Source organism: Nocardia sp. NPDC057272 (assembly GCF_042668615.1).
Classification (GTDB): Bacteria; Actinomycetota; Actinomycetes; order Mycobacteriales; family Mycobacteriaceae; genus Nocardia.
This window is the reverse complement of the sequence record NZ_JBHUYK010000021.1, coordinates 1-24,514: the sequence shown is the minus strand read 5'-3', so window position 1 is coordinate 24,514 and position 24,514 is coordinate 1. Positions and strand designations below refer to the sequence as shown.

General features: G+C 68.3%; 22 protein-coding genes and 1 tRNA gene. 12 read left to right on the top strand and 11 right to left on the bottom strand.

Translation table 11 applies throughout. The features are described 5' to 3' along the window. The first annotated feature begins 21 nt into the window (after positions 1 to 21). Both ACFULV_RS24830 and ACFULV_RS24825 read left to right on the top strand, forming a co-directional pair. Positions 22 to 1,056 (top strand): PLP-dependent cysteine synthase family protein, encoded by a 1,035-nt coding sequence (locus ACFULV_RS24830; protein ID WP_378636088.1) that lies wholly within the window; start codon positions 22 to 24, stop codon positions 1,054 to 1,056. Between the two features lie 37 nt (positions 1,057 to 1,093). Next, entirely contained in the window at positions 1,094 to 2,485 is a 1,392-nt protein-coding gene (locus ACFULV_RS24825; RefSeq protein ID WP_378660616.1) for an MATE family efflux transporter, read from the top strand. Between the two features lie 58 nt (positions 2,486 to 2,543). Here the strand turns inward: ACFULV_RS24825 and ACFULV_RS24820 are convergent, their stop codons facing one another. The 4 genes from ACFULV_RS24820 to mfd all read right to left on the bottom strand — a co-directional run bounded on the left by ACFULV_RS24820 (position 2,544) and on the right by mfd (position 8,165). Further along, on the bottom strand, positions 2,544 to 3,119 hold the full coding sequence (locus tag ACFULV_RS24820; RefSeq protein ID WP_378636082.1) for a TerD family protein: 576 nt from the start codon (positions 3,117 to 3,119) through the stop codon (positions 2,544 to 2,546). A gap of 38 nt (positions 3,120 to 3,157) precedes the next feature. After that, positions 3,158 to 3,643, bottom strand: a complete 486-nt coding sequence (locus ACFULV_RS24815; protein WP_378636080.1) for a hypothetical protein — start codon at positions 3,641 to 3,643, stop codon at positions 3,158 to 3,160. Positions 3,644 to 3,846: 203 nt separating this feature from the next. Next, positions 3,847 to 4,542 carry a MazG family protein gene (locus ACFULV_RS24810; RefSeq protein ID WP_378660613.1) on the bottom strand — a complete coding sequence of 232 codons (696 nt, stop codon included), beginning with the start codon at positions 4,540 to 4,542 and terminating at the stop codon, positions 3,847 to 3,849. Positions 4,543 to 4,550: 8 nt separating this feature from the next. Next, complete coding sequence (gene mfd, locus ACFULV_RS24805) at positions 4,551 to 8,165, bottom strand: transcription-repair coupling factor (protein WP_378660611.1); 3,615 nt, start codon at positions 8,163 to 8,165, stop codon at positions 4,551 to 4,553. A gap of 218 nt (positions 8,166 to 8,383) precedes the next feature. Here mfd and ACFULV_RS24800 point away from each other — a divergent pair, with 218 nt between their 5' ends. Further along, positions 8,384 to 9,007: a TIGR03085 family metal-binding protein gene (locus ACFULV_RS24800; RefSeq protein WP_378660609.1), complete on the top strand. Its 624-nt coding sequence runs from the start codon at positions 8,384 to 8,386 to the stop codon at positions 9,005 to 9,007. A 1-nt stretch (position 9,008) separates the two neighbouring features. Here the strand turns inward: ACFULV_RS24800 and ACFULV_RS24795 are convergent, their stop codons facing one another. Beyond that, positions 9,009 to 9,656 carry a TetR/AcrR family transcriptional regulator gene (locus tag ACFULV_RS24795; RefSeq protein ID WP_358071707.1) on the bottom strand — a complete coding sequence of 216 codons (648 nt, stop codon included), beginning with the start codon at positions 9,654 to 9,656 and terminating at the stop codon, positions 9,009 to 9,011. Between the two features lie 160 nt (positions 9,657 to 9,816). Continuing rightward, entirely contained in the window at positions 9,817 to 10,494 is a 678-nt protein-coding gene (locus ACFULV_RS24790; protein WP_378660606.1) for a TetR/AcrR family transcriptional regulator, read from the bottom strand. 188 nt (positions 10,495 to 10,682) lie between these two features. On the opposite strand from ACFULV_RS24790, the gene ACFULV_RS24785 reads away from it, so the two are divergent. The 6 genes from ACFULV_RS24785 to ACFULV_RS24760 all read left to right on the top strand — a co-directional run bounded on the left by ACFULV_RS24785 (position 10,683) and on the right by ACFULV_RS24760 (position 15,346). Then, positions 10,683 to 10,753: transfer RNA gene (locus tag ACFULV_RS24785), tRNA-Gln, on the top strand. A gap of 91 nt (positions 10,754 to 10,844) precedes the next feature. Continuing rightward, positions 10,845 to 12,335: a bifunctional UDP-N-acetylglucosamine diphosphorylase/glucosamine-1-phosphate N-acetyltransferase GlmU gene (glmU, locus tag ACFULV_RS24780; protein WP_378636066.1), complete on the top strand. Its 1,491-nt coding sequence runs from the start codon at positions 10,845 to 10,847 to the stop codon at positions 12,333 to 12,335. Beyond that, positions 12,332 to 13,312 carry a ribose-phosphate diphosphokinase gene (locus ACFULV_RS24775; RefSeq protein ID WP_056813833.1) on the top strand — a complete coding sequence of 327 codons (981 nt, stop codon included), beginning with the start codon at positions 12,332 to 12,334 and terminating at the stop codon, positions 13,310 to 13,312. Before glmU ends, ACFULV_RS24775 begins: the two co-directional genes overlap by 4 nt. A gap of 214 nt (positions 13,313 to 13,526) precedes the next feature. Further along, positions 13,527 to 14,153: a hypothetical protein gene (locus ACFULV_RS24770; RefSeq protein WP_378636063.1), complete on the top strand. Its 627-nt coding sequence runs from the start codon at positions 13,527 to 13,529 to the stop codon at positions 14,151 to 14,153. 87 nt (positions 14,154 to 14,240) lie between these two features. After that, entirely contained in the window at positions 14,241 to 14,906 is a 666-nt protein-coding gene (locus ACFULV_RS24765; protein WP_378636060.1) for a DUF2461 domain-containing protein, read from the top strand. 65 nt (positions 14,907 to 14,971) lie between these two features. Continuing rightward, a complete protein-coding gene (locus ACFULV_RS24760) occupies positions 14,972 to 15,346 on the top strand; it encodes a hypothetical protein (protein ID WP_378660603.1) in 375 nt (124 codons plus the stop codon). Positions 15,347 to 15,459: 113 nt separating this feature from the next. Here ACFULV_RS24760 and egtD read toward each other — a convergent pair whose 3' ends face one another. The 4 genes from egtD to egtA form a co-directional block, all read right to left on the bottom strand. Further along, entirely contained in the window at positions 15,460 to 16,431 is a 972-nt protein-coding gene (gene egtD, locus ACFULV_RS24755; RefSeq protein WP_378660600.1) for an L-histidine N(alpha)-methyltransferase, read from the bottom strand. Next, the gene (egtC, locus tag ACFULV_RS24750; protein WP_378660597.1) at positions 16,428 to 17,270 is read right to left on the bottom strand and encodes an ergothioneine biosynthesis protein EgtC; all 843 of its coding nucleotides are present in this window, start codon (positions 17,268 to 17,270) and stop codon (positions 16,428 to 16,430) included. The genes egtD and egtC overlap by 4 nt, the downstream gene beginning before the upstream one ends. Further along, positions 17,270 to 18,604: an ergothioneine biosynthesis protein EgtB gene (gene egtB / locus ACFULV_RS24745; protein ID WP_378660595.1), complete on the bottom strand. Its 1,335-nt coding sequence runs from the start codon at positions 18,602 to 18,604 to the stop codon at positions 17,270 to 17,272. Before egtB ends, egtC begins: the two co-directional genes overlap by 1 nt. An 85-nt stretch (positions 18,605 to 18,689) precedes the next feature. Continuing rightward, positions 18,690 to 19,976, bottom strand: a complete 1,287-nt coding sequence (gene egtA / locus ACFULV_RS24740) for an ergothioneine biosynthesis glutamate--cysteine ligase EgtA (RefSeq protein WP_378660592.1) — start codon at positions 19,974 to 19,976, stop codon at positions 18,690 to 18,692. A gap of 122 nt (positions 19,977 to 20,098) precedes the next feature. Between egtA and ACFULV_RS24735 the strand changes: the two genes are divergently transcribed. Continuing rightward, positions 20,099 to 21,277, top strand: coding sequence for an aminotransferase class V-fold PLP-dependent enzyme (locus ACFULV_RS24735; protein WP_378660590.1), 1,179 nt, complete (start codon positions 20,099 to 20,101; stop codon positions 21,275 to 21,277). Here ACFULV_RS24735 and ACFULV_RS24730 read toward each other — a convergent pair. Beyond that, on the bottom strand, positions 21,267 to 21,827 hold the full coding sequence (locus tag ACFULV_RS24730) for a TetR/AcrR family transcriptional regulator (protein ID WP_378636044.1): 561 nt from the start codon (positions 21,825 to 21,827) through the stop codon (positions 21,267 to 21,269). The two genes, ACFULV_RS24735 and ACFULV_RS24730, sit on opposite strands and share 11 nt — an antisense overlap. Before the next feature lie 97 nt (positions 21,828 to 21,924). On the opposite strand from ACFULV_RS24730, the gene ACFULV_RS24725 reads away from it, so the two are divergent. Both ACFULV_RS24725 and ACFULV_RS24720 read left to right on the top strand, forming a co-directional pair. Continuing rightward, positions 21,925 to 22,584 carry a lysophospholipid acyltransferase family protein gene (locus ACFULV_RS24725; protein WP_378660792.1) on the top strand — a complete coding sequence of 220 codons (660 nt, stop codon included), beginning with the start codon at positions 21,925 to 21,927 and terminating at the stop codon, positions 22,582 to 22,584. Positions 22,585 to 22,706: 122 nt separating this feature from the next. Beyond that, on the top strand, positions 22,707 to 24,350 hold the full coding sequence (locus ACFULV_RS24720) for a fatty acyl-AMP ligase (RefSeq protein ID WP_378636039.1): 1,644 nt from the start codon (positions 22,707 to 22,709) through the stop codon (positions 24,348 to 24,350). Positions 24,351 to 24,514: the final 164 nt, after the last annotated feature.

Genomic DNA, 24,514 nt, shown 5'->3' with positions numbered 1-24,514 from the left:
AATTCGATGGAGGAACACCCCATGGCTCTCGTCACGCGCGTGACGGACCTGATCGGCCGCACCCCCCTGTTCGAACTCGCCGTCACCGACACCGGCACGCGGCTGCTGCTCAAGCTCGAGCAGTTCAATCCGACCGGCGCCGCCAAGATCAGAATGGCCCGTTCGATGGTGCTCGACGCGGAGCGGCGAGGTTTGCTGCGCGATGGCGGGCATATCATCGAGTCGACGTCCGGCAACACCGGACTCGGCTTGGCGGTGGTCGCGGCCGAACGTGGCTATCGATTCACCGCCGTGGTCGACAACCACGCCTGTAAGGACAAGTTGCGCGCGATGCGAGCCATGGGCACCGACCTGGTGTTCGTCGCCGACGACGGTGACGACGAACTGGCCACCTCGGCACGGGAAGACCTCGCCGAGGCCATGGCGGCCGCCCGTGACGACGCGTACTTCACCGAACAGCACAACAACGACGCCAACGCCGTCGGCTACTACGCCGTCGCCGAGGAATTGCTGGCCGAGGTCGAGCGGGTCGACATCCTGCTCTCCGCGGTCGGCACCGGCGGCTCCCTGTTCGGCACCGCCACCCGGCTGCGCGACCTCGGCCTGCCCGCCCGGGTGATCGGGATCGAGCCGGTCGGGTCCATCGCCTTCGGCGGCGAGGGCGGACCGTACTGGCAGTCGGGCACCGGCACCCCACCCGGCGCGACCATCGGCACCGCCGTCGACTACGCCCTGCTCGACGAGGGCGTGAAGGTGAGCGACGTCGACGCCTTCGCCACCACCCGCGCGGTCGCCAGGACACACGGTCTGTTGATCGGTGGTTCGGCGGGCGGTTCGGTGCACAATGCCTTGGCGCGGCTCGAGGAGTTCCCGGCCGGGTCCACCGTGGTGACCATCGTGTGTGATGGTGGCGAGAAATATCTCGACACCGTGTTCGACGACGACTGGATGAGCGCCCGCGACCTGCTCGATCCCGCCGCCGAAGCGGAAGTGACCACGCTGCTGCGCCGCTACTCACCGCTGCGGCGCCAGGACGAATTGATGGAGGTCAGGTGAGCGCGATCGCGCGCGAGACGAACCGCGGAGCGGGCGGGTGAACGGCACGGCGACCGATAGCAGCGCGCTGGCCAGGCTGGCGACGCCGATCGCGCTCACCCAACTGGCGCAGATCGCGGTCTCGACGACCAATCTCGCGCTGATGGGCACGCTCGGTGTGCGCGAGGTCGCCGCGGGCGGGCTGGCGCTGGTGCTGTTCAACCAGATCCGCACGATGTGCGTCGGGCTGATCACCGGCACCGGCAATCAGATCGCGGGCGCGCTCGGCGCGGCCGGGAAGCGCGGCGGTTCGGCCGACGACGAAGTGCGCGCGGTGGTCCGGGCGGCGTTCGTCATCGCGACGATCGCCGGGCTGCTCGGCGGCGCGCTGCTGATCGGGCTCGGGTGGGTACTGCCGTGGCTCGGCCAGGATGCCGGCGTGCTCGACGCGGCACGGCCGATGATGATCGCCCTCGCGCCAGGGTTACTGCCGTGCCTGTGGTTCCAGGTGCTGCGCCAGTACACCGTCGGCATGCAGCGACCTCAGGCGTTGCTGCTGGTCACGCTCGGTTCGGTGGCCTTGAATCTGGTGCTGGCGCTGGCCTTCATCCACGGCTGGGCCGGTATTCCGGCGATGGGCCTGACCGGTGTCGGCATCGCGACCTCGCTGGTGTTCCTGATCACCTTCGGGGTGTTCTGGGCGATGGTGCGCCGCGACGAGCAACTCGGCCGCACACTGCCCTCGACGCCGTGGCCGGTGCGCTGGGCGACCGTGCGCGAGGAACTGCGCCTCGGCACGCCGATCGCGCTCACCTACGGTTCGGAAGCGGGCATGTTCTCGGTGCTCGCGCTGGTGATGGGCAGTTTCGGGCCCGCCGCGCTGGCCGCGCACAACGTGGTCTACCAGATCATCTACATCGTGTTCCAGATGGCGATCGGGCTGTCGCACGGAGCGTCGATCCTGGTGAGCGATGCGGTCGCGCGCGATGAGTTCGGCCACGCGCGGGCGCTGGCCTGGCTGGCGCTGCGGATGGCCGCGGTGATCGCGATCGTCACCGGCGCTGTCTACGTGCTCGCCCCGGACATCGTGCTCGCGCCGTTCCTCGATACCACCGACACCGATACTGTCGCCATCGCGCACACCCTGCTGCTCGTCGGCATCGTGCTGCAATTCTTCGACGCCGCCCAGAACATCGGCACCGGGCTCCTGCGCGGGCTGAAGGAGACCTCCGCGGGCTTCCGGCTGTCGCTGGTCGGTTACTGGGGTGTGGGGCTGCCCTCGGCGCTCCTGCTCGCGTTCCCGCTGCATCTGGGCGCGGCCGGGGTCTGGTGGGGCTTGACGGCCGGCCTGGCCACCACAGCCGTACTGATGCTGCGCAAGTACTTCGCGCTGCTCGATCAGGCCGGCGTGGTCCCGCCACGACGGGTGCCGGTCACCCAATCACGATGACAGCGAGCACAGCAAAGGCGGGCGACACACAGTCGCCCGCCTTCGCTGTCGTGGTTCGTCAGAGATTCACGCCGTAGTCGCGGGCGATGCCCGCCAGGCCCGAGGCGTAACCCTGGCCGACAGCGCGGAACTTCCACTCGTTGTTGTGGCGGTAGAGCTCGCCGAACACCATCGCGGTCTCCGTGGACGCGTCCTCGGACAGGTCGTAGCGCGCCAGTTCCACGCCGGTGTTCGCGTCGGTGACGCGGATGTAGGCGTTGCGGATCTGGCCGAACGACTGGCCACGGGCCTGGGCGTCGTGGATCGACACCGGGAAGAAGATGTTGGTGATCGTCGGCGGGGTGGCGGCCAGATCGACGTTGATGATCTCGTCGTCGCCGTCGCCCTCACCGGTCAGGTTGTCACCGGTGTGCTCGATGGTGCCTTCCGGCGAACGCAGGTTGTTGTAGAAGACGAAGTGCTGATCCGAGAGCACCTTCAGGTTCGTGCCGGTCGCCAACGCGCTGGCGTCCAAGTCGTGGTCGGCACCGGTGGTGGTACGCACGTCCCAGCCGAGACCGACCGCCACCTTGGTGAGGTTGTCGGTCTGCTTCGACAGCGAGACATTGCCGCCCTTGGCGAGTGTGACGCTCATGAAAACCCTTCTGTCCAGATGGTGTGCCGTAGAGGAACTTACGCTGCGGGCCCGTTGTCGGCCCAGGATCGCAGGGTCTCGACCCGACCCTCGAGCGCCCGCAATTCGGTGTCGTCGAGGACGGTGCGCTGGATGCCACGGTCGACGGCGAACGCGGACTGTCGATGGTCGTCGATCACGTCGACGTCCAGCTGCACCGCGGTGTAATCCTGCGCCGACGGCATCTGCTCGGCGATGACCGTCGCCCGGCCGCGCGCGCACAGCGCCACATTGCCGCCGCCCAGAATCAGCAACGCCACCTCCGGCTGTGCCCGCAATCGCGCCAGCGACCCGCGATCGGACTTCAAACTGAGGAGAATCCGCCGGTCACCCGCGCGCACCGGCCACGACACCGGGATCGCGTGCGGCCCCGCGTCGGTGGTCACCAGCACCGCGATGGTTTCCTGCGGCCATACCGGCAACACGTCCAGCTCAGGGTGGTCGGTCATCACATCCTGTCCTGCCGGATCTACCTCTGTACCCATCAACCTCACCTCGACGATCGCCGGACCCCTGCCCCGCCGCGGACGGCGAGCTGCTTCGAGTCTAAAGCTGTGTGGCCCTTGCCCGCTGGCGCGCGCACGATTGTCCACAAGATCTCAGCAACGTCTCAGCCGCCGACGCCGTGCGCAGGCGCCCGCGCAGCGTCGTTAGCTCAGCGGTAGCCGACACGGTCGGCGAGGGTTGCTCAGCGCGGCCAGAAGGTGTGCCAGTCATCCGCGCTGAGCGGCGACCGAGCGCCTCGTTCGGCTTCGGCGGCGTCCTCGGCGGCGCGGATGGCGGTAGCGAAGTCGACGGCCGCTGTGCGGAGCCGTTCCTCGGCCGAATCAGGACCGCCCAGTTCCACCACGCGCAGAGTGTCCGGGACGAGATCGGCTGGCAGACCCGCGTTGGCGCTGCGGGTGCGGATCTTCTCGGCGAGAGCGAGGGCGGGCTGGGCCATGGCGATGCCGTCGAGGCAGGAGCGGCGGGCCTTCTCCGCGGATTTGCGCTCCTCCCACGCCTTTTCCTGCGCCGCGATCTTGGCGGCCACCGAGGTACCCGAGGAGAAATCGGCATCGGTGAGGTAGGGACTGCGATGGACGAGTTTGCCGACCAGGGTCGCTGCCACGTCGTCGACGGTGAACTCGCCCGCGTGTTCGGCGATTCGGGAGTGGAACAGCACCTGCAACAGCAGGTCGCCGAGTTCTTCCTTGATGGTTTCGGCGTCGCCCGCCTGGATGGCGTCGAGGAGTTCGTAGGTCTCCTCGAGGAGATAGGGGCGCAGCGACTCGTGAGTTTGGGTGCGCTCCCAGCCGCCGAAATGCCAGAGGCGATCCATCACCTCGACGGCGTCGGACAGTCCCGCGGCGACGACCGCGGTGTCGGCCTGTTCCTGGGACATCTCCTGGCTCATCGCGCCGCCGCGGCTGCCGTCGGCACCGAAAGATCCACCATCCCCTGGGGTTTACCGTCCAGCACCAGCAGAAGATCGGCGACGAATTGCAGCACTGCCACGTCGCGCACCCGGTCGGCGCCGACACTGTCGGTGATCCGGGGCAGCGGCAAGGTGATCAGCCCGCTCGCCGGGCGATAGTTGGCCGCGGGGTAGATCCGCTTGAGCCGAAGTTGTTTGGAATCAGGAAGATTCAGCGGGGCGATCTTGAGCGACGAGCCGGTGACCACGATCTCGGACACGTCGTACTCACGCGCGAGCAGACGCAGCTTGGCCACCGCCACCAGTCGCCCGACCTCCACCGGCAGCGGGCCGTAGCGGTCGACGAGCTCCTCGACGACCGCGGCCAGGGCCGAATCGTCCTGGGCGGAGGCGAGTTTGCGATAGCCCTCGAGCCGCAGCCGGTCGCTGGCGATGTAGTCGGGCGGGATGTGCGCGTCGACGGGCAGATCGATGCGCACCTCCTTGTTCTCCTCGGTGACGATCGGCTTGCCGTCGGCGGCCGCGCGGTAGGCCTCCACGGCCTCGCCGACCAGTCGCACATACAGGTCGAAGCCGACACCGGCGACGTGACCGGACTGTTCGGCGCCGAGCACGTTGCCCGCACCACGGATCTCGAGGTCCTTCATCGCCACAGCCATACCCGCGCCGAGATCGGAGTTCTGCGCGATGGTGGCCAGTCGGTCGTAGGCGGTCTCGGTGAGCGGCTTCTCCGGCGGATACAGGAAGTACGCGTAGCCGCGCTCACGGGAACGACCGACACGACCACGCAACTGGTGCAACTGCGAAAGTCCGAGGGAATCGGCACGTTCCACGATCAGCGTGTTCGCGTTGGAGATGTCGAGGCCGGTCTCGATGATCGTGGTGCACACGAGCACGTCGTACTCGCGTTCCCAGAACCCCTGCACGGTCTTCTCGAGCTGGTCCTCGTTCATCTGGCCGTGCGCGACGACGACGCGCGCCTCGGGCACCAGATCGCGAATCTTCTTGGCGGCCTTGTCGATCGAGGACACCCGGTTGTGCACGTAGAACACCTGACCGTCGCGCATCAGCTCGCGGCGGATGGCGGCGGTGACCTGCTTGTCGTTGTAGGCGCCCACATAGGTGAGCACCGGATGACGTTCCTCGGGCGGGGTGAGGATGGTCGACATCTCGCGGATGCCTGCCAGGCTCATCTCCAGGGTGCGCGGGATCGGAGTGGCCGACATGGTGAGCACGTCGACGTGGGTGCGCAGCGCCTTGATGTGTTCCTTGTGCTCCACACCGAAGCGCTGTTCCTCGTCGACCACCACCAGGCCGAGGTCCTTCCAGCGCACGCCGGTCTGCAACAGCCGGTGGGTGCCGACCACGATGTCGACCGAGCCGTCGGCCAGCCCGGCCAGGATCTCCTTGGAGTCCGAGGCATCGGTGAACCGCGAGAGCCCCTTCACCGTCACCGGGAAGCCCGCGACGCGTTCGGTGAAGGTCTGCAGATGCTGCTGGGCGAGCAGCGTGGTGGGCACCAGCACGGCGACCTGCTTGCCGTCCTGCACCGCCTTGAACGCGGCGCGCACGGCGATCTCGGTCTTGCCGTAGCCCACGTCGCCGCAGACCACGCGGTCCATCGGCACCGCCTTCTCCATGTCCGACTTCACGTCGGTGATGGCGGTCATCTGGTCGACGGTCTCGGTGAACGCGAACGCGTCCTCCATCTCCTGCTGCCACGGGGTGTCCGGGGCGAAGGCGTGGCCCGGCGCGGCCTGGCGCGCGGCGTAGAGCTGCACGAGCTCGCCCGCGATCTCGCGAACGGCCTTGCGCGCCTTGCGTTTCGTGTTCGCCCAGTCGGAGCCGCCGAGCTTGGACAGGCTCGGCAGTTCGCCACCGACGTAGCGGGAGAGCTGGTCCAGCGATTCCATCGGCACGAACAGGCGGTCGCCGGGCTGGCCGCGCTTGCTCGGCGCGTATTCGATCACCAGGTACTCGCGGCGCGCGCCGCCGATGGTGCGCTCGATCATCTCGACGAACCGGCCGATGCCGTGCTGGTCGTGCACCACCATGTCGCCCGAGGTGAGGGCGAGCGGGTCGACCTGGTTGCGGCGCTTGGCGGGCAGCCGCTTGCCCTCGGTGGGCGCGGTGACCCGGTTGCCGGTGAGATCGGATTCGGCGACGACCACCAGCCCGGCATCGTCGAAGATCAGCCCGTCGTGCAGCGAACCACACAGCACCCCGACCACTCCCGGCTCCGGCACCCCTCCGGCGGGCAGCAACGCGGCGGGCACTTCGGCCTCGCCGAGCCGTTCCAGCACACGCTGCGCCGTACCGTGACCGGTGACCACGACGACCGCGCGGCCGCCGGTAGCGACGTGCGCGCGCAGCGACGCGAAGATGGTGGCGACCAGTTCCTCGGACCCGCGGGCGGTGGGCCCGGCGGCCACCGGCAGGTTCACCTCGATCGGGTCGCCGGAGCTGAGCGGGCTCAGCGTCCACCACGGCAGGCCGAGTTCGTCTGCGCTGGTGTGCAATTCGGGCAGGCTGCGGTAGCCGGAGGCAGCCAGGTCGAGGCCGTTGGCGCCCAGCGGCGCGTCGCTGCCGAACGAGGCAGCGGTCCATGAGGCTTCGAGGAACTCCTCGCCGGTGCGCACGAGATCGGCTGCGCGAGTGCGGATCTTCTCCGGATCGCACAGCAGCAACTGGGTGCCTCCGGGCAGCGCCTCGGTGAGCAGGCTGAGCTTGCCCGGCGCGAGGACCGGCAGCAGGGCCTCCATGCCGTCGACGGGGATGCCCTCGGCGATCTTGTTCAGCATCTCGACCAGCGAGGCGTCGGCCTCGTTGTCGGCGGCGACCGCGGTGGCGCGCTCGCGCACCGGCGTGGTGAGCAGCAACTCGCGACACGGCGGCGCGACCACCGTCTCGACGGTGCTCTCGGTGAGCGAACGCTGATCGGCGACCGAGAACGGACGGATCTCGGTGACCTCGTCGCCCCAGAACTCCACGCGCACCGGATGATCCGCCGTCGGCGCGAACAGATCGAGGATGCCGCCACGCACCGCGAACTCGCCGCGCTTGCCGACCATGTCGACGCGGGTGTACGCGAATTCCACCAGGCGAGCGAGCAATTCGTCGAAATCGTGTTCACCGCCGACACGCAGCACCACCGGCTCGATATCGCCGAGCCCGGCCGTCATCGGCTGCATCAGCGAACGCACCGTGGTGACCACGACCCGCAGCGGTTCGGGGTAGACGGGGTCTTCGGGATGGGCCAGCCTGCGTAGTACCTCGAGCCTGCGCCCGACCGTGTCGGGGCCGGGCGAGAGCCGTTCGTGCGGCAGGGTCTCCCAGGACGGGAACATGGCGACCGACGGGCCGAGCATCTCGGTGAGTTCCACGGTGAGATCGTCGGCCTCGCGACCGGTCGCGGTCACCACCACCAGCGGACGCTGATCGGCGATCGTCGCGGCGACGAACGGCCGCACAGCCGATGGTGCGACCAATTCCACCCCGGATTTGCCGACCAGGTCGGTGACCATCCGCAGCGCGGCGTCACCCGCGACCACTTCGGCCAGACCGGCGAGCGGAGGACGAAGGGAGGACATTGTTCGCTCCTGAATACGCAGACGGGATAGGCGAGGCAGCCCGTCTCGAAGTCTAGATGAGTGATTCCCGGGGGTCGGCCCGCGGCTGACCCCCGGCGAAACAATCCGAGGTCCGGCAGACAGTCGAGCAGCGTGTCGAAGACGGGGCTCGGCCGGGGGCCTGCTGTTCGCCGACAGGCTCGGCACCGTGGATGCCGCGACACGCGTAGGGTCGAGGCGTGAGTCTGGCTCGACGTGAACGCCACGCCCTCGTGGAAACGATGACCGAGGCCGGCCCTGCCGCGCCGACCCTGTGCGGCACCTGGACGGTGCACGACCTCGCGGCCCACCTGGTGGTCCGCGAACGCAGGCCCGACGCGTCGGTGGGCATCGTCTTCCGGCCGATGGCCGGCTACCTGGAAGCCAAGCAGGCGCAGATCGCGCAGCGGCCGTTCGCCGAGCTGCTCGAGCTGGTCCGCACCGGCCCGCCGTGGTGGTCGCCGTTGCGCCCGGTCGATGCGGTGGCCAATCTCAGCGAGATGTTCGTCCACCACGAAGACGTGCGCAGGTCAGAACCGGGCTGGGAGCCAAGGCAATTGGCGGCACGCGACGAGGACCGCCTGTGGACCGCACTGCGCGCCGTCGCCCGCGCGGCCTACCGCAAGTCACCGGTTCCGGTCGTCCTCGCGACGCCGCAGGGAGCCCGGATCACGGCGCACCGTGGCGACGGCGCCGAAGTGGTGCTCACCGGCACGCCGTCGGAGCTGCTCCTGCACGCCTTCGGCCGCGACGAAGTCCGGATCACCCCGACCGGACCCGAGGCCGACGTGCGGACGGTGCTCGCCACCGACCGCAGCGTGTGAACTAGACGACGTAGCGGCGCAGCCTGCGCGCCGCGAACTCCCGGAAGTACGACAGCTTCTCCGGCGGCACCAGCGAGGGCAGCAGGAAGTACCAGGCCCGCTCCATCCGCGCCGCCATCTGCTCCATCGACTCGGTGCCGACCGCGACGATGTGCACACCCGCGGTGAGCTCTTGGAGCAGCACACCGACCACCTCGGGATCGAGGTCGGCGATCAGGTCGCCCTGGGCGATGGCCCGCTCCGACAGCAACCGGTAGGTCTCGCCCCAGGTCTTGGCGATGTTGTCGCCCTGCGCGCCGCGATAGTCACCGATCTGATGGGTGAGCTTGAGCATCGCGCCCACCATCGGATCGTTCATCGACAGATCGGCCACCACATAGGTGATCCCGACGGCCGCCTCCAGCGCGGGCACCCGGGAATCGAAGAAACCCTGACAGGATCCGGTCAGGCGCTCGTTGCCCTGATCGACCACCGCCCTGGCCAGCTCCTCCTTGGAGCCGAAGTGAAAGTACAAGGCGCCCTTGGTCACATTGGACTGCGCGATGATTTCGCTGAGGCTCGCGTTGGCGTAGCCCAAACGGAGAAAGACATCGGCAGCGCCAGCAAGGACGGAGTCGCGGGTGATCTCCGCGCGTGCTTGCCTAGCCATCAGATCCGCCTGTCATCCAATAATCCAGCCATCCTGAAGTAGACCGACATCCCGAAATTTGCTCGACATACCGCCCGGCAGCACCCAAAAGGATGGGTGAACCGTACCACCAGGCGGCAAAGTGGCAGCCGAATCATGGATTCGGTCCACGCTGCTTGCGCTAACGTCCGGTTACCCCACCGCTGGTCGGCGTAGTCCCCGTATTCCATTCGGAGCTGAGCCCCGGTTCGGCTTCCAAATGACTCAAACCGTTCCAACACAGGTTGACCAGGTGCGCCGCGACCACCTCTTTGGGCGGAGTGCGCTCGTCGAGCCACCACGTGGCGGTGGTCGAGACCATGCCGACCAGAGCCTGGGCGTAGAGCGGAGCGAGGCTGGTATCGAGATCGCGACGGCCGAAATCACCGGCGAGCAGATGGGCCACCTGGTTCACGGCCTCGTTGAGCAGGCTCGAGTAGCGCCCGTCGGAGTTGGCGGCGGGCTGGTCGCGGACCAGGATCCGAAAACCGTCGGTCCGCTCCTCGATGTAGGTGAGCAAGGCCAGCGCCACCTGCTCTAATCGCACCCGCGATCGATTGCGGGTGAGTGAGGAGGTGACCATCTCCAGCAGCATCGACATCTCGCGATCGACGACCACCGCGTACAGGCCCTCTTTGCCACCGAAATGCTCGTAGACCACCGGCTTCGACACCTGCGCCCGCTGCGCGATCTCCTCGATCGATGTCGCGTCGTACCCCCGCTCCGCGAACAACGCGCGGCCGATCTCGATCAGCTGCTGCCTGCGCTGCGTACCCGTCATCCTGGGCCTGGCGGCCCGCCCCGGCTCACTGGACGACATGCGTGCCCCCGCCTCTCCGCGTTTCGACTCACGAGAAATCAGTACGTGCGTTCCAGAAGGCTAACAACGGCGTCCGAGCACGGACGCGACAGGCGTGCACAAGATTCGCCCGAGGGCGGGATCGTGTGCGAGGATCACTGGCGTGCCGTAGCACAGTGGTGGGCTCCGAGAGCCCACTGGTGTGGCGATCCGCCGTAGTGTAATGGCAGCACCTCTGATTTTGGTTCAGATAGTTCAGGTTCGAGTCCTGGCGGCGGAGCACACGGACACACAGTGACGTATCGTCGGCCCGCACCATCTACCGACCGAACCCGCCACAGCACTCGCTGACAGGCAGCCGAGGGAGATCCATGCCACCGCAGACCGCCGTCGTCGTTCTCGCAGCAGGTGCTGGGACGCGAATGCGGTCGAAGACTCCGAAAGTGCTGCACCCGTTAGCAGGCCGGTCGATGCTCTCGCACGCGCTGCACGCCGCCGTCGAGATCGATCCGACCCACCTGATCACCGTTGTCGGGCACGACCGGGAGAAGGTCGGAGCCGCCGTCGCGGACGTGGGTAAGGAACTCGGCCGCGAGATCGTGTGCGCGGTGCAGGAGCAGCAGCTCGGAACCGGACACGCGGTGCAGTGCGCACTGGGTTCGATCCCCACGGACTTCGACGGCGACCTTCTCGTCACTTCGGCCGATGTGCCGCTCCTCGACGGGCACACTCTGTCCGCGCTGCTCGACGAGCACCGCAGCTACGCCGAACGGCCCGCCGTGACGGTGCTGACCTTCGTGCCCGACGACGCCAACGGTTACGGCCGGATCGTGCGCGACGACGACGGTCAGGTCGCCGAGATCGTGGAGCACGCCGACGCCACCCCGGAACAGGCCAAGATCAAAGAGGTCAACTCCGGCGTCTACGCGTTCGACGCGTCCGTGCTGCGCACGATGATCGGGCGGCTGTCCACCGCCAACGCCCAGCACGAGCTCTACCTCACCGATGTGCTGCGGCTGGCCCGCGAAGCCGGTCATCCGGTACACGGCGCGCGGCTGATCGACTCCAACAAGGTCACCGGCGTGAACGACCGGGTGCAGCTGTCGCAGGCCGGCGCCACCCTCAATCGCTACATTCTCGAACGGCACATGCGCGCGGGCGTCACCATCATCGACCCGGCGACCACCTGGATCGACGCGAGTGTGCGGATCGGGCGCGACGCCGTGCTGCGGCCCGGCACCCAGCTCTTCGGCAGCACCGAGATCGGCGAGGACGCCGAGATCGGGCCCGACACCACGCTCACCGACGTGCTCGTCGGAGTCGGCGCGAGTGTGATCCGAACGCACGGGACGCACGCTCAGATCGGCGACGGCGCGTCCATCGGCCCGTTCAGCTACCTCCGCCCCGGCACCGTCGTGGGCGAGGAAGGCAAACTCGGCGCGTTCGTCGAAACCAAGAACGCCTCGATCGGCGCGCATTCGAAGGTGCCCCACCTCACCTACGTCGGCGACGCGACGATCGGCGAGTACAGCAACATCGGCGCTTCCAGCGTTTTTGTGAACTATGACGGAGTGAACAAGCACCACACCGTGGTTGGTTCCCATGTGCGAACAGGTAGCGACACCATGTTCATCGCGCCGGTCACCGTGGGTGACGGCGCCTATACGGGTGCGGGTACTGTACTGCGCAGAAGCGTTCCACCGGGTGCACTTGCTGTGTCGGGTGGGCCACAGCGCACTTTTGAAAACTGGGTGCAGCGCTACCGTCCAGGAACCGCTGCGGCGCGCGCGGCGGCGGAAGCCATCGCGGCAGACGAGACGTCTTCGAAGACAATCGAGCAAAAGGATGGCAACCAGCAGTGACCGCGTTCTCGATCGACAACCAGAAGAACTTGATGCTCTTCGCCGGCCGGTCACATCCTGAGCTGGCCGAGCAGGTCGCCAAGGAACTCGACGTCGACATCACCCCGCAGACCGCGCGTGACTTCGCCAACGGTGAGATCTTCGTCCGGTTCGAGGAGTCGGTCCGCGGTTCCGATGCCTTCGTGCTGCAGAGCTTCCCCGCGCCGCTCAACCAGTGGCTGATGGAACAGCTCATCATGATCGACGCGCTCAAGCGCGGTTCGGCCAAGCGAATCACCGCGGTGCTGCCGTTCTACCCGTACGCGCGCCAGGACAAGAAGCACCGCGGCCGCGAGCCGATCTCGGCCCGCCTGGTCGCCGACCTGCTCAAGACCGCCGGTGCCGACCGCATCATCAGCGTCGACCTGCACACCGACCAGATCCAGGGCTTCTTCGACGGCCCCGTCGATCACATGCACGCGCTGGTGCAGCTGTCGGATTACATCCGCACCAATTACCCGTCGGACAACCTCGCGGTCGTCTCCCCCGACGCGGGCCGCGTGAAGGTCGCCGAGAAGTGGGCCGACGCGCTCGGTGGCACGCCGCTGGCGTTCATCCACAAGACCCGCGACCCGCTGGTGCCCAACCAGGTGAAGTCCAACCGCGTCGTCGGTGACGTCGAAGGCCGCACCTGCGTGCTGATCGACGACATGATCGACACCGGTGGCACCATCGCCGGCGCGGTGAAGGTCCTCAAGGAAGCCGGCGCGGGCGACGTGATCATCGCGGCCACCCACGGTGTGCTCAGCGATCCGGCCGCCGAGCGCCTCGCCAACTGTGGCGCCAGGGAAGTCGTCATCACCAACACGCTGCCGATCAGCGAGGACAAGAAGTTCCCGACGCTGACCGTGCTGTCGATCGCGCCGCTGCTGGCCCGCACCATCCGCGAGGTCTTCGAGAACGGCTCGGTCACGGGCCTGTTCAACGGCAACGCTTGAGCTGTTCCGCCTCTCCGTGACTTTTGGCCAGACTGAGGCGCGGGGTGGGTTGGGGACGCGGCAAGCCTTCAGAGGTTGAGGGTTAGCTCGTGCCCGGTGAGTTACCCATGTTCTCTCGAGACCAGTCGGTGCGTTTGTCCTCGGACAATGGCGCACCGGCTGGTCTTTGGTGCATGGTGGTCCTGTCGTAGTGCGGGACGTGACAGGGGGCGGCATGGGGACTGAGCCGGAGCGGCGGGTCGAACTCGGTAAGGATCAGGTTGTGCCGCGGGTGCAGGACGCGCCGGAGGTGGCTGATCCGGCGGGCGGGGAACCATGGGGTGGGATCGCCGCTCCGGTAACCCCGGGTGATGCGGTGCCGTATCCCCCACCGCCCGCCGCTCAGCCCTGGGCTGGGGTCGCGAATCCGGCTGTCGAGTTGCCGCCGTATCCGCCGCCACCGCCGGGGCCGATGTTTCCCGCGCCCGGCTATCCCGCTGTCGGCAATGCCGCGCCGATATATCCCGCTCCGGGCTATCCGCCGCCTGGTCGGGCTCCTTACGGAGCGCCGCAATACCCGGGGCAGTTCCCGTCGCCGCCTCCGCCGGGGTACGGCTACCGGGACAGCACGCCGGTGTGGTCGATCATCAGCTTCTGCTGTGTCGCGGCGTCGGTGCTCGGTGGGGTGATGCTGTGCGGGCTGCCGGTGCTCGTGACCGCGCCGACGGGAGTCGTGCTCGGGCTGGTCGGACATGCCAAGGGTGAGCCGATGGGCAAGTGGGCGGCGATCGCCAATGGGGCCATCGCGGCGCTGGCCGCGGTTCTGGTGCTCGTGTTCGTGGCACTGATCGGCGGTGTTTGAGCCTCGGCGGGCGATACTGGTAGGCGGTAGCCGGCCCGGTCGCCACGCCGCCCCCGTCCCCGAACAGAACTGAGAAACGCCGCACCGATGGACGCTTTCACCGGATTCCCGCTCGCCGGACTCGACTTCTACGAAGACCTGGAGGCCGACAACTCGAAGGCCTTCTGGAACGCGCACAAACACATCTACGACGAGGCCGTGCGCGCACCGATGGTCGCGCTCGCCGCCGAACTGGCGGCGGAATTCGGACAGGCCAAGATCTTTCGGCCCTACCGTGACGTCCGATTCTCGGCCGACAAACTGCCCTACAAAACCCACCAGGGTGCGGTGGCGGGAGTGTCGCCCGGCGTCGGCTGGTACGTGCAGATCGGGGCGGCGGGACTGTTCATCGCGGGCGGCTGCTTCCGGCCCTCGCCCACCGCCTTGGCTGTCCTGCGGGCCACGATCGACGACGAGGTGCGCGGCGCGGAGCTGGAGAAGATCCTGGCCGCGACGACGGCGGCCGGTTTCACCCTCGGCGGCGACAAGCTCAAGACCAAACCGAAGGGCTACGCCATCGACCATCCGCGCATCGACCTGCTGCGCCACAAATCACTGACCGTGCACCGCGAGTTCGGCGCACCGGAGTGGCTCACCACCCCGGCCGCGGCCACCGAGATCCGCCGCGCCTGGAACGACCTGCGGCCGCTCGTCGAATGGTTCGCCGCCGTCCTCCAAGGCGTCCCGGAGGACACCAGCGGCAGACGCCCGTAGCCGGCGACCGCCCGGCCCGGGCGTGGTTCGTGACGGACGGCCGTCGGAGGCCGATACTGGAAACCATGAGCCGTGAACCGTTGGACATGGACATGGGCGATGACGATCAAGCCGACGACATCGTCGAATACGAACGCTATGTGGAAGACCCACCGGCCGACTACGTGATCCGCAATCACGAAGCCGACGCCGACGGCTTCCTCGGCATCAACGAGGAAGTCTCCGAGGAGTACACCGAGCGCCGGTCCCGCCAGGAGACGATGGCAGAGGACGAACGCCCCGCCGAGGTAGGCGCGATGCGCGTGGTCGGCGACGACGATGTCGACGGCGACCTCTTCGACGACGACGCCGTCAACGGCGAGGAAGGCGTCGAAAAGGACCTGGAGGGCGACGAGAACCTCACCAGCGGCGAATACCTCGCCGACGAACTCGACCTCTGACCACACGTCCCGCTCGATGACGTCACCGCCGACGCACCCCGCTTGTCGTGACCGCTCGGTTGTCGCCCTCCTGACCTGACCGCCGGCGCGCTTTTCGTGGCCGGAGCCGGGACTCAGCGGCGTTCGGACAGGGACAAGATGAAGCGGTTGTCGGGGTCGGTCCAGGTGTGCGTGGGGGTGAAGCCGGCTCGGTGCAGTTCGGCGGCGAGGGAATCGGGGCGGAATTTGGCGGAGATCTCGGTGCGCATCTCTTCGCCCGCGGCGAAGTCGACGGTGAGGTTCAGGCCGGCGACGGTGGCTGTCATCGCCTCGGTGGCGCGCAGGCGCATTTCGATCCACTCGTTCTCGGCGTCCCAGAGGGCGACGTGGTCGAATTTCTCGGGGGCGAAGTCGGCGTCGAGACGGTTGTTGAGGACGTGCAGGACGTTGCGGTTGAATTCGGCGGTGACGCCCGCGGCGTCGTCGTAGGCGGGGACCAGGATCGCCGGGTCGACGACCAGGCCCGCGCCGAGCAGGAGCAACTCGCCGGGTTCGAGGACCTCGTTGATGCCCGCCAGGAATTCGGCGCGCTCGGCGGGGACCAGGTTGCCGATGGTGCCGCCGAGGAAGGCGATCATGCGGCGGCCACCGCGGGGCAGGTTGTGCAGGGTGTCGGTGAAGTCGCTGACCACGCCGTGCACGGACAGATTCGGGTACTCCGCCGCGATCTCGGCGGCCGCGCCCCGCAGCGCCGAGGCCGAGACATCCTGCGGAACATAGGTTTTCAGCGAACCTTCGGCGGTGAGCGCATCCAGCAGCAGCCGGGTCTTGGCGGCCGAGCCCGAGCCGAGCTCCACCAGCACCTCGGCGCGAGCGGCCGCGGCGATCTCACCGACGACCCGCTCGAGCAGGGCTCGCTCGGTGCGGGTCGGGTAGTACTCGGGCAGTTCGGTGATCCGTTCGAAGAGCTCGCTACCGCGTGCGTCGTAGAACCACTTGGGCGGCAGCGACTTCGGGTCGGCGGTCAGACCGGTGCGGGCGTCGGTGCGCAAGGCCGCGGTGAGATCGTCGTCGGTGAGGTGGATGTCCAGCAGCGGCGCGGTCATGAACGGACCCTTTCGGTAGCGGGGAGTTCGAGTGCGGTGATGGTGCAGTGGCCGGGTGTGGCGGTGACCAGTTGGTGGTCGACGACGGATTGCCAGCGTGGGTCCGCGTCGTAGGGTTCGGACGAGAGCACGGCGTAGTCGTCGGTGACGAGCACCGACAGCGCGTGCCAGCAGGTGGTGGCCCACAGCTGGATTCCGTTGCCGAGCAACAGGTTCAGGCGAGCGCTCGGCTGATACCGGAGAACGGTCGCGACCAGCAGCTGGAGGGCGTCGGCCGGGGAGGTGACGGGGCCGGCGGGGTCGATCACCCCGAGCAGGCCCCGCAGCAGCACCCACAGCGCGGCGGAATCGGTGAGCGCCTCCGCCCGCAGCAGCACCGCGGGTGAATCGAACAGCGTTGCGGTGGTGCAGACTTCACGCAGGTCGGCGACGACGGCGACGAGCGTGGTTCGCCAGTCCGGGACGACGCCGTTGTGGCTGAAGGCCCAGTGTTCGTCGGTGAAAGGCGCGCAGGCCGAACGCTCCACCGGCATGCCGACGGTAGCCGAGCGCACGGCGGCGACGACCGAACGGGATTCGAGCTGCCCGAGCACCTCGGCGACGGCGGGGTCGGTCCAGATCGGGGCGTGGTTGCGGTAGCGGGTTACCGCGTCGCGGGCGCCCTCCGTTCCCACATCGGCGCGGCGCCACCAGGCCACGCCGAAGCCGTCGGCGTTGATGGTGCCGCCCGCGCGCATGTCGACCGGCGCCCAGGACTGGGTATAGAGCGAGTGGGGGCCGCGCAGAATCAGCTCGCCGACCCCCACCGGTGGGCCGACGTAACCGAGGTGCCTACACATCAGAGTTCGTCCTCGCGCAGATCTCGGGCGAGCCGGAACCCGGCGAAGATCTGCCGCCGGATCGGGTGATCCCAGTTGCGGAAGGTGGCGCGGCAGGCGACCTCATCGGTGCCGAAGGATCCGCCGCGCAGAATGCGGTAGTCGCCGCCGAAGAAGACCTCCGAGTATTCGCGGTAGGGGAACGCGCGGAACCCGGGGTAGGCCTCGAAACCCGAGGAGCACCATTCCCAGACGTCGCCGATGAGCTGGTGCACGCCGGTGGCCGACGCACCGGCCGGATAGGCGCCGATCTCGGCTGGTTCCAGGTGTCGCTGGCCGAGGTTGGCCAGGTGCGCGTCCGGTTGGTCCTCGCCCCACGGATAGCGCCGCGACGCACCGGTTTCCGGGTCGAAGCGGGCCGCCTTCTCCCATTCGGCCTCGGTCGGCAAGCGCTTGCCCGCCCACCGCGCGAAGGCCTCGGCCTCGAACCAGCACACATGCACCACCGGCTGATCGAGCCGCAGCGGGGTGCGGACGCCGAATGCCGTGCGCGTCCACCCGTCACCGTCGCGCTCCCAGAACTGCGGAGCGACCAGGCCGGCCTCCCTGCGGTGCGCCCAGCCACGCTCCGACCACAGCTCGGACCGGTCGTAGCCCCCGTCGTCGAGGAAGGCGAGGAACTGCCCGTTGGTCACCGGCGCGACATCGATAGCGAAGCCGTCGACGTGCACCGGATGGGCGGGGCGTTCGTTGTCCAGCGCCCACGGATCGGCCGAGGTCCCCATCAGGAATTCGCCTGCGGGAAGGATGACTTCGCCACCCGCCGACACCTGGGCGACCGGGGCGGGCGGCGCTGACAGGACCGGCGCGCCGATTCGCAATTGATGGGTGGCGAGCATGGTCTCGTCGTGCTGCTGTTCGTGCTGAGCGATCATGCCGAATGCGAAACCGTTGTCCACCAGTGGATTACCGGACAGATCACTGGAATCGAGGACGTCGAGGACCTTTTCGCGCACCGAGCCGACGTAGCCACGCGCCTGCTCGGGGTTGAGCAGCGGCAACGCGGGCCGGTTCGACCTGGCGTGCTTGAACGCGTCGTAGAGCTCGTCGATATCGGCTCGCACCGCATCGCGGCCGCCGACATCGCGCACCAGCCACAGCTCTTCCTGGTTCCCGATATGCGCCAGGTCCCAGACCAGCGGCGACATCAGCGGCGAATGCTGCGCGACGAGATCGGCTTCGTCCACGCTCTCGGTGAGCAGGGTGGTGCGGCGGCGAGCACGCGACAGGACCTCGGCGATGCGGGCCCGCGTCCGGTCGCGGTCACTGTGGTCGGCGGGGGCGGAAAGAGTCACGAGAGCTCCGAAACAGACAGGTCGGCAACGACTTCGGACAGAAGAACAGCGGCATGCCGGCCACGGGCGGCCGGCGGCGAGACCATCACGACCCGCCCGCGCCGTTGCATGCCGAGTCGACCTCGGCGAGTGGACTGCGGCCCGCATTACATCGGCGGGCCGCGGCGGCCAATTCCGCGGCAGCGGAGGGTGTTCGCGCATGGGCGGCGGCCAGGTCGAGCACGTCTACGGCAGCGCGGCGCAAGTGCGGGTCGAGCAGGCCGCAGCGCGCGGACGTCAACCACTCCCCCGCGGTGGGTGCGGCGAGGGCTGTCGCCTCGGCGACGACAGCGGGGGTCGACAGCAGCGCGTCGAACAGGTGGATCGGGGTGGTCCACGCTTCACCGGGCTGGGTGTCGAGGTAGCGGACCTCGAGGTGACCGGATGCTCGAACCGGGGGAAAGAGGGTGGTCAGGTGGTAGTCCAGATCGGCGCGGGTCGGGCGGCGGCCCACTTCGTCGTCGAGGGCGCCGGACAGCCAATCGGCGAAGGTGGCACCGGGAGGCGGGGACCAGTCGGCGTCGGCATCGGCGCACCGCACACACAGCAGCGGCACGTCGAGAGCCCAGTGGGCGTACGAGGTGATCGGGTCCGCCCAGTCGGCCACCGGGGGTCTGGAACGGGCGGGGTCCAGGCGCAACCAGGTGCGCATGCGCTGAGACGCCCAGTCGCCGCGCGGCACGCCGTGCAGGCGCGGTGAGCAGGCGAAGGCGGCGATGAGGGTGGGGCCGAGGGCGTAGAGGGCGGTCCAGCGCGCCCGCACCTCGGCGGGATCGGCGCCGGCGTCCACGCTGACCTGCGTGGCGGCGGTATTGCACATCATCAGGGTGCCGAAGGGGCCGACGCCGTCGAAATGACGTTCCATCGCCGCGTAGCGGGGCAAACGAAGCAAACGCTCGGCGGGACGGCCCGCATCGGCGGCGGCGGCGAAGACGCTGATCTCCTGGTCGGCGAGCAGGTCCCGCAAACGGGCCGCATCAGCGCGCAGATGCTGCGTCAGCGCGGCCGGATCAGCGAACGGTGCGCTGGAAAGTTCTATCTGACCACCGGGTTCGACGGTGACCAGGCTCCCGCCGGGCAGAGCAACCGCGGCGGAAGCGGGAGCGAGGGAGGTCGGTGTGTGCGGCCCGAGGGCCGCTGCCAGCTGGTCGAGCGAGGGCCGCGAACCGGTGGGACCGGCGGTGAGCCACTCCAGTTCGGCGCCGATCAGCGCAGGGGGACCGAGCTTGAAACAGACGCCGCCGACATAGGCCTCCGCCGCCGCCCTGGACGACATTTCTCCCTGGTCAGGAGCATAATCGGGCCACGATGAACGTTCCAGGGTGACCGCCATACCAACCTCCACGTGCTGCGTGCTGCCGGGGAACCTGCGTTTCGCTCATTCCAGAGTAGCGAGGTCCACCGACAGAGAAAGTGACGAAAATCCGAACGGCTCGGGGCGCTATCGTCGTCACCATGCTTGACCTTGCCGCGATCAGAGCCGACACCGCAGGACTTGCCGACGGTCAGGTCTTCCTCGACAGCGCCGGATCGTCACTGCCGCCGAAGATCGTCCTCGACACGATGATCACCCACTTACACCGCGAAGCGGAGATCGGTGGCTATCGGGCGGCTAATGAGCGTCTGGACGATCTCGCCGCGGTGAAGACCTCGATCGCGACGCTCATCGGCGCCACGCCCGACACCATCGCCCTCAGCGACAGTGCGTCCCGGTCATGGGCCGATTTCGCCTACTCGGTACCGCTGCACCCCGGCGACCGGATCCTGATCTCCGGCGCCGACTACGCCAGCAACGCGATCGCCGCGCTCCAGCGCGCGAAGCACACCGGTGCGGTGGTCGAGCGCATTCCCAGCGACGACACCGGCCGCCTCGACACCGACGCGCTCGCCGACATGCTCGACGAACGGGTCCGGCTGGTTTCGCTGCAACACGCCCCGACCAACGGCGGCCTCGTGAACCCGGTCGCCGAAGCCACCCGCATCGCCCACGAAGCCGGTGCGCTGGTACTGCTCGACGCCTGCCAGTCGACCGGCCAGCTGCCCATCGACGTCACCGAACTCGGGGTCGACGCCATGTCGACGACCGGTCGCAAGTGGTTGCGCGGCCCCCGGGGCACCGGGTTCCTGTACGTGCGTTCCGAATTGGCGCAGACGATGGAACCGACCCGCCTCGACCTGCACAGTGCCGCGTGGGTGAGCCCCGGCGAATACCGCCTGGCCGACGACGCTGCCCGGTTCGAATTCTGGGAGTGCGGTGTCGCCGCCCGCCTCGGTCTCGGCGCCGCCGTCGACTACCTGCTCCAGCAGGGCCCCGACGAGGTCTACGCGGCCGTGGCCACCCGCGCCCAGTACCTGCGCAAGACCCTGCCGGAGCTGCCCGGCGTGACCGTGCGCGATCTGGGCACCGAGCACAGCGGCATCGTCTCGTTCACCGCCGACGGCCACGATCCCGAACAGCTGCGCGATCGGCTCGCCGAGCACGCGATCACCGTCACCGTCAGCCACGCGGGCTCCACCCTGCTCGACATGTCCGAACGCACCCTGCCTGCCGTGCTGCGGGCCTCCCCGCACTATTTCGTCGGCCCGGCCGACCTGGACCGCTTCGTCGCGACGCTGGCCGACCTCACTCGCTGAGCCCCGCGAGGTGCTCGCGGACGATCCGGTCCACGAGCACCCGCGGGTCCTGATCGGGGGCAACGATCTCCAGCGTCCGGTTGACGGCGATCGTCGCCAAACCGTGCACATTGGTCCACAGGGCCAGCGCGCGCTGCGGCGCCGACTCCGGCGCCACCGCCGCGACCAGCTCCACCACCTGTCCGTACAGCGGCCGCGTCGTCGCCCGCAGATTCTCGCCGGAGCCCGCCAGCAGATCGTGGCGGAACATCAGCGTGAACATCTCGGGCCGCGACACCGCGAAATCCACGTAGTCAACGGCCATTCGACGTAACCGTTCCCGCGGGTCGTCGATCGTGGCGAGCACCGAGAACCGCTCGATCAGCTCCCCGAATCCGCGCGCCGCGATCGCCGCGAGCAGCGCCGCGTGCGTGGGAAACCACCGCCGCGGCGCGCCATGGGAGACGCCGGCGGCCCGCGCGATCGCACGCAGCCCGAGTGCGCCGAAACCGTCGGTTTCGAGCAGATCGACACCGACGTCAACCAGGCGCTCGCGCAACGATTCAGGCATACCGGCAATTCTGCACACCCGTTCGCGGACGTTCGCGGTCGCATGCGTAGACAGTGTCTACTAGTCTGCGTAGACAATGTCTACGAAGGGACTGCCCATGTGGTACCTGCTGTGCAAATACGTCCTCATCGGCCCGGCGCTGCGCCTGCTCGGTCGCCCGCACGTCGAAGGGCTGGAGCACATTCCACGCACCGGTCCGGTGATCATCGCGGCCAATCACCTGGCCTTCATCGACTCGCTCTACCTGGCCCTGGTGATCCCACGGCCACTCACGTTCCTGGCGAAGCAGGAGTACTTCGCAGGCACGGGGTTACGTGGGCGATGCAAACGCTGGTTCTTCACCGCGGCGGGCCAGGTACCGGTGGACCGCACCGGCGGCGACGCGGCCGCCGACGCGCTCGCGGCGGCCACCGCGATCCTCGACGGCGGCGGCGCCTGGGCAATTCACCCCGAGGGCACACGGTCACGGGATGGCAGGGTCTATCGTGGTCGCACCGGGGCGCTGCGCGTTGCCATGGCCACCGGGGCACCGGTGGTGCCCGTGGTCCTGGACGGTACCGATCGCATGAATCCTCGCGGTCGGAAACTGTTGCGTTTCACCAAGGTACGCATCACCGTCGTCCACCCCCCGCGGCGCTATCCCACAGCTGTTCATCACGCCCAGGTCAGAGCGGCAACCGACCTGCTGATGCGGGAAATTGCCACGTTATCGGGTAGACCATACGTAGACCGCTACGCAGCCACCTTCGCTGTCTAGGGCGCAACAGCAGGGGTGCTGGGGCGTCAGCCCGGGTTAACACGCGCGGGGCGGGGCGGGATTTCTTGTTGGGAGTGCAGAGCACGGCCGTAACCGATCGTTGGCGTAAAGGGAGACCGACGTTGAGCAGGTTCACCGACGAAATGTTTGGCACAGCGTTGACCAGCTCCAAGGGGCTGGTCACCGGAGAGCCGGAGGCACCACTGCGGCAGACCTGGGGGGACATTCACAGGCAGGCGCGGCGGATGGCGGGTGGTCTCGCGGCCGCCGGGATCGGGCACGGCGACGCCGTCGGCGTGCTGGCCGGCCTGCCGGTCGACATCGCGCCTGCCTGCCAGGCCATCTGGATGCGTGGCGCTTCCATCACCATGCTGCATCAACCCACGCCACGCACCGACCTCGCGGTCTGGGTGCGTGACACCGAAACGGTGCTGCACATGATCGACGCGAAGGCGGTCGTACTCGGCGCGCCGTTCGCGGCCGCCGAGCCGGTGCTCCGGGAACGCGGGATCATCGTGGTGCCGGTCGAGGAGCTGCACCGGGGTGTCGACACCGATCCGGTACCGACCACCGAGGGCGATATCGCGTTGCAGCAGTTGACCTCCGGTTCGACCGGATCACCCAAGGCCGTCCGGATCACCCACGGCAACTTCAACACCAACGCGCACGCGATGTTCACCCGGGTCAAATTCCAGCTCGACGACGACGTGATGATCAGCTGGCTGCCGCTGTTCCACGACATGGGCATGGTCGGATTCCTCAGCGTGCCGATGCAATTCGGTGCCGAGGTGGTGTGCGTGACACCGCTGGACTTCCTGGCCAGGCCACTGCTGTGGGCCGAGCTGATCGACAAGTATCGCGGAACTGTCACCGCCGCGCCGAATTTCGCGTACTCCCTGCTGGCCCGGCGCCTGCGTCAGGCCGAACCCGGCTCCCTGGATCTGTCCAGCGTGCGTTACATGTGGAACGGCGCCGAACCGGTCGATCCCGACACCATGATCGCCCTCGCGGCGGCGGGCGACCAGTTCGGGCTCAGCCCGATGGCACTCACGCCGGTGTACGGCATGGCCGAGACCACCCTGGCCGTATCGATTCCCGACCCCGGCAACGGGCAGGTGCTCGACGTGATCGATGCCGACCTGCTCGAGGTCGTCGGCAAGGCGGTACCGATCGCCGAGGACGGCCACCACGGCACCCCGCGCAGGCTGCCCACGCTGGGGCACCTGGTCGACGATCTGGAGGGTCGCGTCGTCGACGCCGAACGTCAGCCGCTGCCGGTCCGCTCGGTCGGCGTGATCGAATTGCGCGGCCCCGCTGTCACTTCGGGCTATGTCACCGTCGACGGCTTCCGCCCCGCCAAGGATGCCGACGGCTGGCTCGACACCGGCGACATCGGCTACTTCACCGAAGACGGCCTGATGGTGGTGTGTGGGCGCATGAAGGACGTCATCATCATGGGCGGGCGCAACATCTACCCCACCGACATCGAACGAGCCGCACTGCGCGTACCGGGCGTGCGCCCCGGCAACGCGGTCGCGGTGCGCCTGGACGCGGGGGAGAAACGCGAGAGCTTCGCGGTGGTGGTCGAATCCAACGATTATCAGGAGGCCGACGAGGTGAAGCGGATCGAGCGCGAGATCGTCCACGAGGTCTTCGCCGAAGTAGGCTCGCGCCCCCGCACGGTCGCCGTCCTCGGGCCGGGAGCCCTGCCGAAGACCTCCTCCGGCAAACTCCGACGCTCTGCCACCGCGGTGCACTTGCGATAGCTACTCACCGCACCCAGTCGCCCCCGTCTTCAACAACCCCCCCAACCCACCCACCGCACTCCCGACCCCTAGGGAGGGACGGCCACAAAGTGGCCGGTCGCGGCCGGGTCGCCGGTTAGCCGCCGGGGCGTACGCGACGAAGGAGCAAGCCCCGGTGGCTAACC

Bases quoted from the DNA above. Each gene is read 5' to 3' on its own strand.
- ACFULV_RS24830 (WP_378636088.1), top strand. From the start codon at position 22: ATGGCTCTCGTCACGCGCGTGACGGACCTGATCGGCCGCACCCCCCTG.
- ACFULV_RS24820 (WP_378636082.1), bottom strand. From the start codon at position 3,119: ATGAGCGTCACACTCGCCAAGGGCGGCAATGTCTCGCTGTCGAAGCAG.
- ACFULV_RS24815 (WP_378636080.1), bottom strand. From the start codon at position 3,643: ATGGGTACAGAGGTAGATCCGGCAGGACAGGATGTGATGACCGACCAC.
- ACFULV_RS24810 (WP_378660613.1), bottom strand. From the start codon at position 4,542: ATGTCCCAGGAACAGGCCGACACCGCGGTCGTCGCCGCGGGACTGTCC.
- mfd (WP_378660611.1), bottom strand. From the start codon at position 8,165: ATGTCCTCCCTTCGTCCTCCGCTCGCCGGTCTGGCCGAAGTGGTCGCG.
- ACFULV_RS24795 (WP_358071707.1), bottom strand. From the start codon at position 9,656: ATGGCTAGGCAAGCACGCGCGGAGATCACCCGCGACTCCGTCCTTGCT.
- ACFULV_RS24790 (WP_378660606.1), bottom strand. From the start codon at position 10,494: ATGTCGTCCAGTGAGCCGGGGCGGGCCGCCAGGCCCAGGATGACGGGT.
- glmU (WP_378636066.1), top strand. From the start codon at position 10,845: ATGCCACCGCAGACCGCCGTCGTCGTTCTCGCAGCAGGTGCTGGGACG.
- ACFULV_RS24770 (WP_378636063.1), top strand. From the start codon at position 13,527: ATGGGGACTGAGCCGGAGCGGCGGGTCGAACTCGGTAAGGATCAGGTT.
- ACFULV_RS24765 (WP_378636060.1), top strand. From the start codon at position 14,241: ATGGACGCTTTCACCGGATTCCCGCTCGCCGGACTCGACTTCTACGAA.
- ACFULV_RS24760 (WP_378660603.1), top strand. From the start codon at position 14,972: ATGAGCCGTGAACCGTTGGACATGGACATGGGCGATGACGATCAAGCC.
- egtD (WP_378660600.1), bottom strand. From the start codon at position 16,431: ATGACCGCGCCGCTGCTGGACATCCACCTCACCGACGACGATCTCACC.
- egtC (WP_378660597.1), bottom strand. From the start codon at position 17,270: ATGTGTAGGCACCTCGGTTACGTCGGCCCACCGGTGGGGGTCGGCGAG.
- egtA (WP_378660592.1), bottom strand. From the start codon at position 19,976: ATGGCGGTCACCCTGGAACGTTCATCGTGGCCCGATTATGCTCCTGAC.
- ACFULV_RS24735 (WP_378660590.1), top strand. From the start codon at position 20,099: ATGCTTGACCTTGCCGCGATCAGAGCCGACACCGCAGGACTTGCCGAC.
- ACFULV_RS24730 (WP_378636044.1), bottom strand. From the start codon at position 21,827: ATGCCTGAATCGTTGCGCGAGCGCCTGGTTGACGTCGGTGTCGATCTG.
- ACFULV_RS24725 (WP_378660792.1), top strand. From the start codon at position 21,925: ATGTGGTACCTGCTGTGCAAATACGTCCTCATCGGCCCGGCGCTGCGC.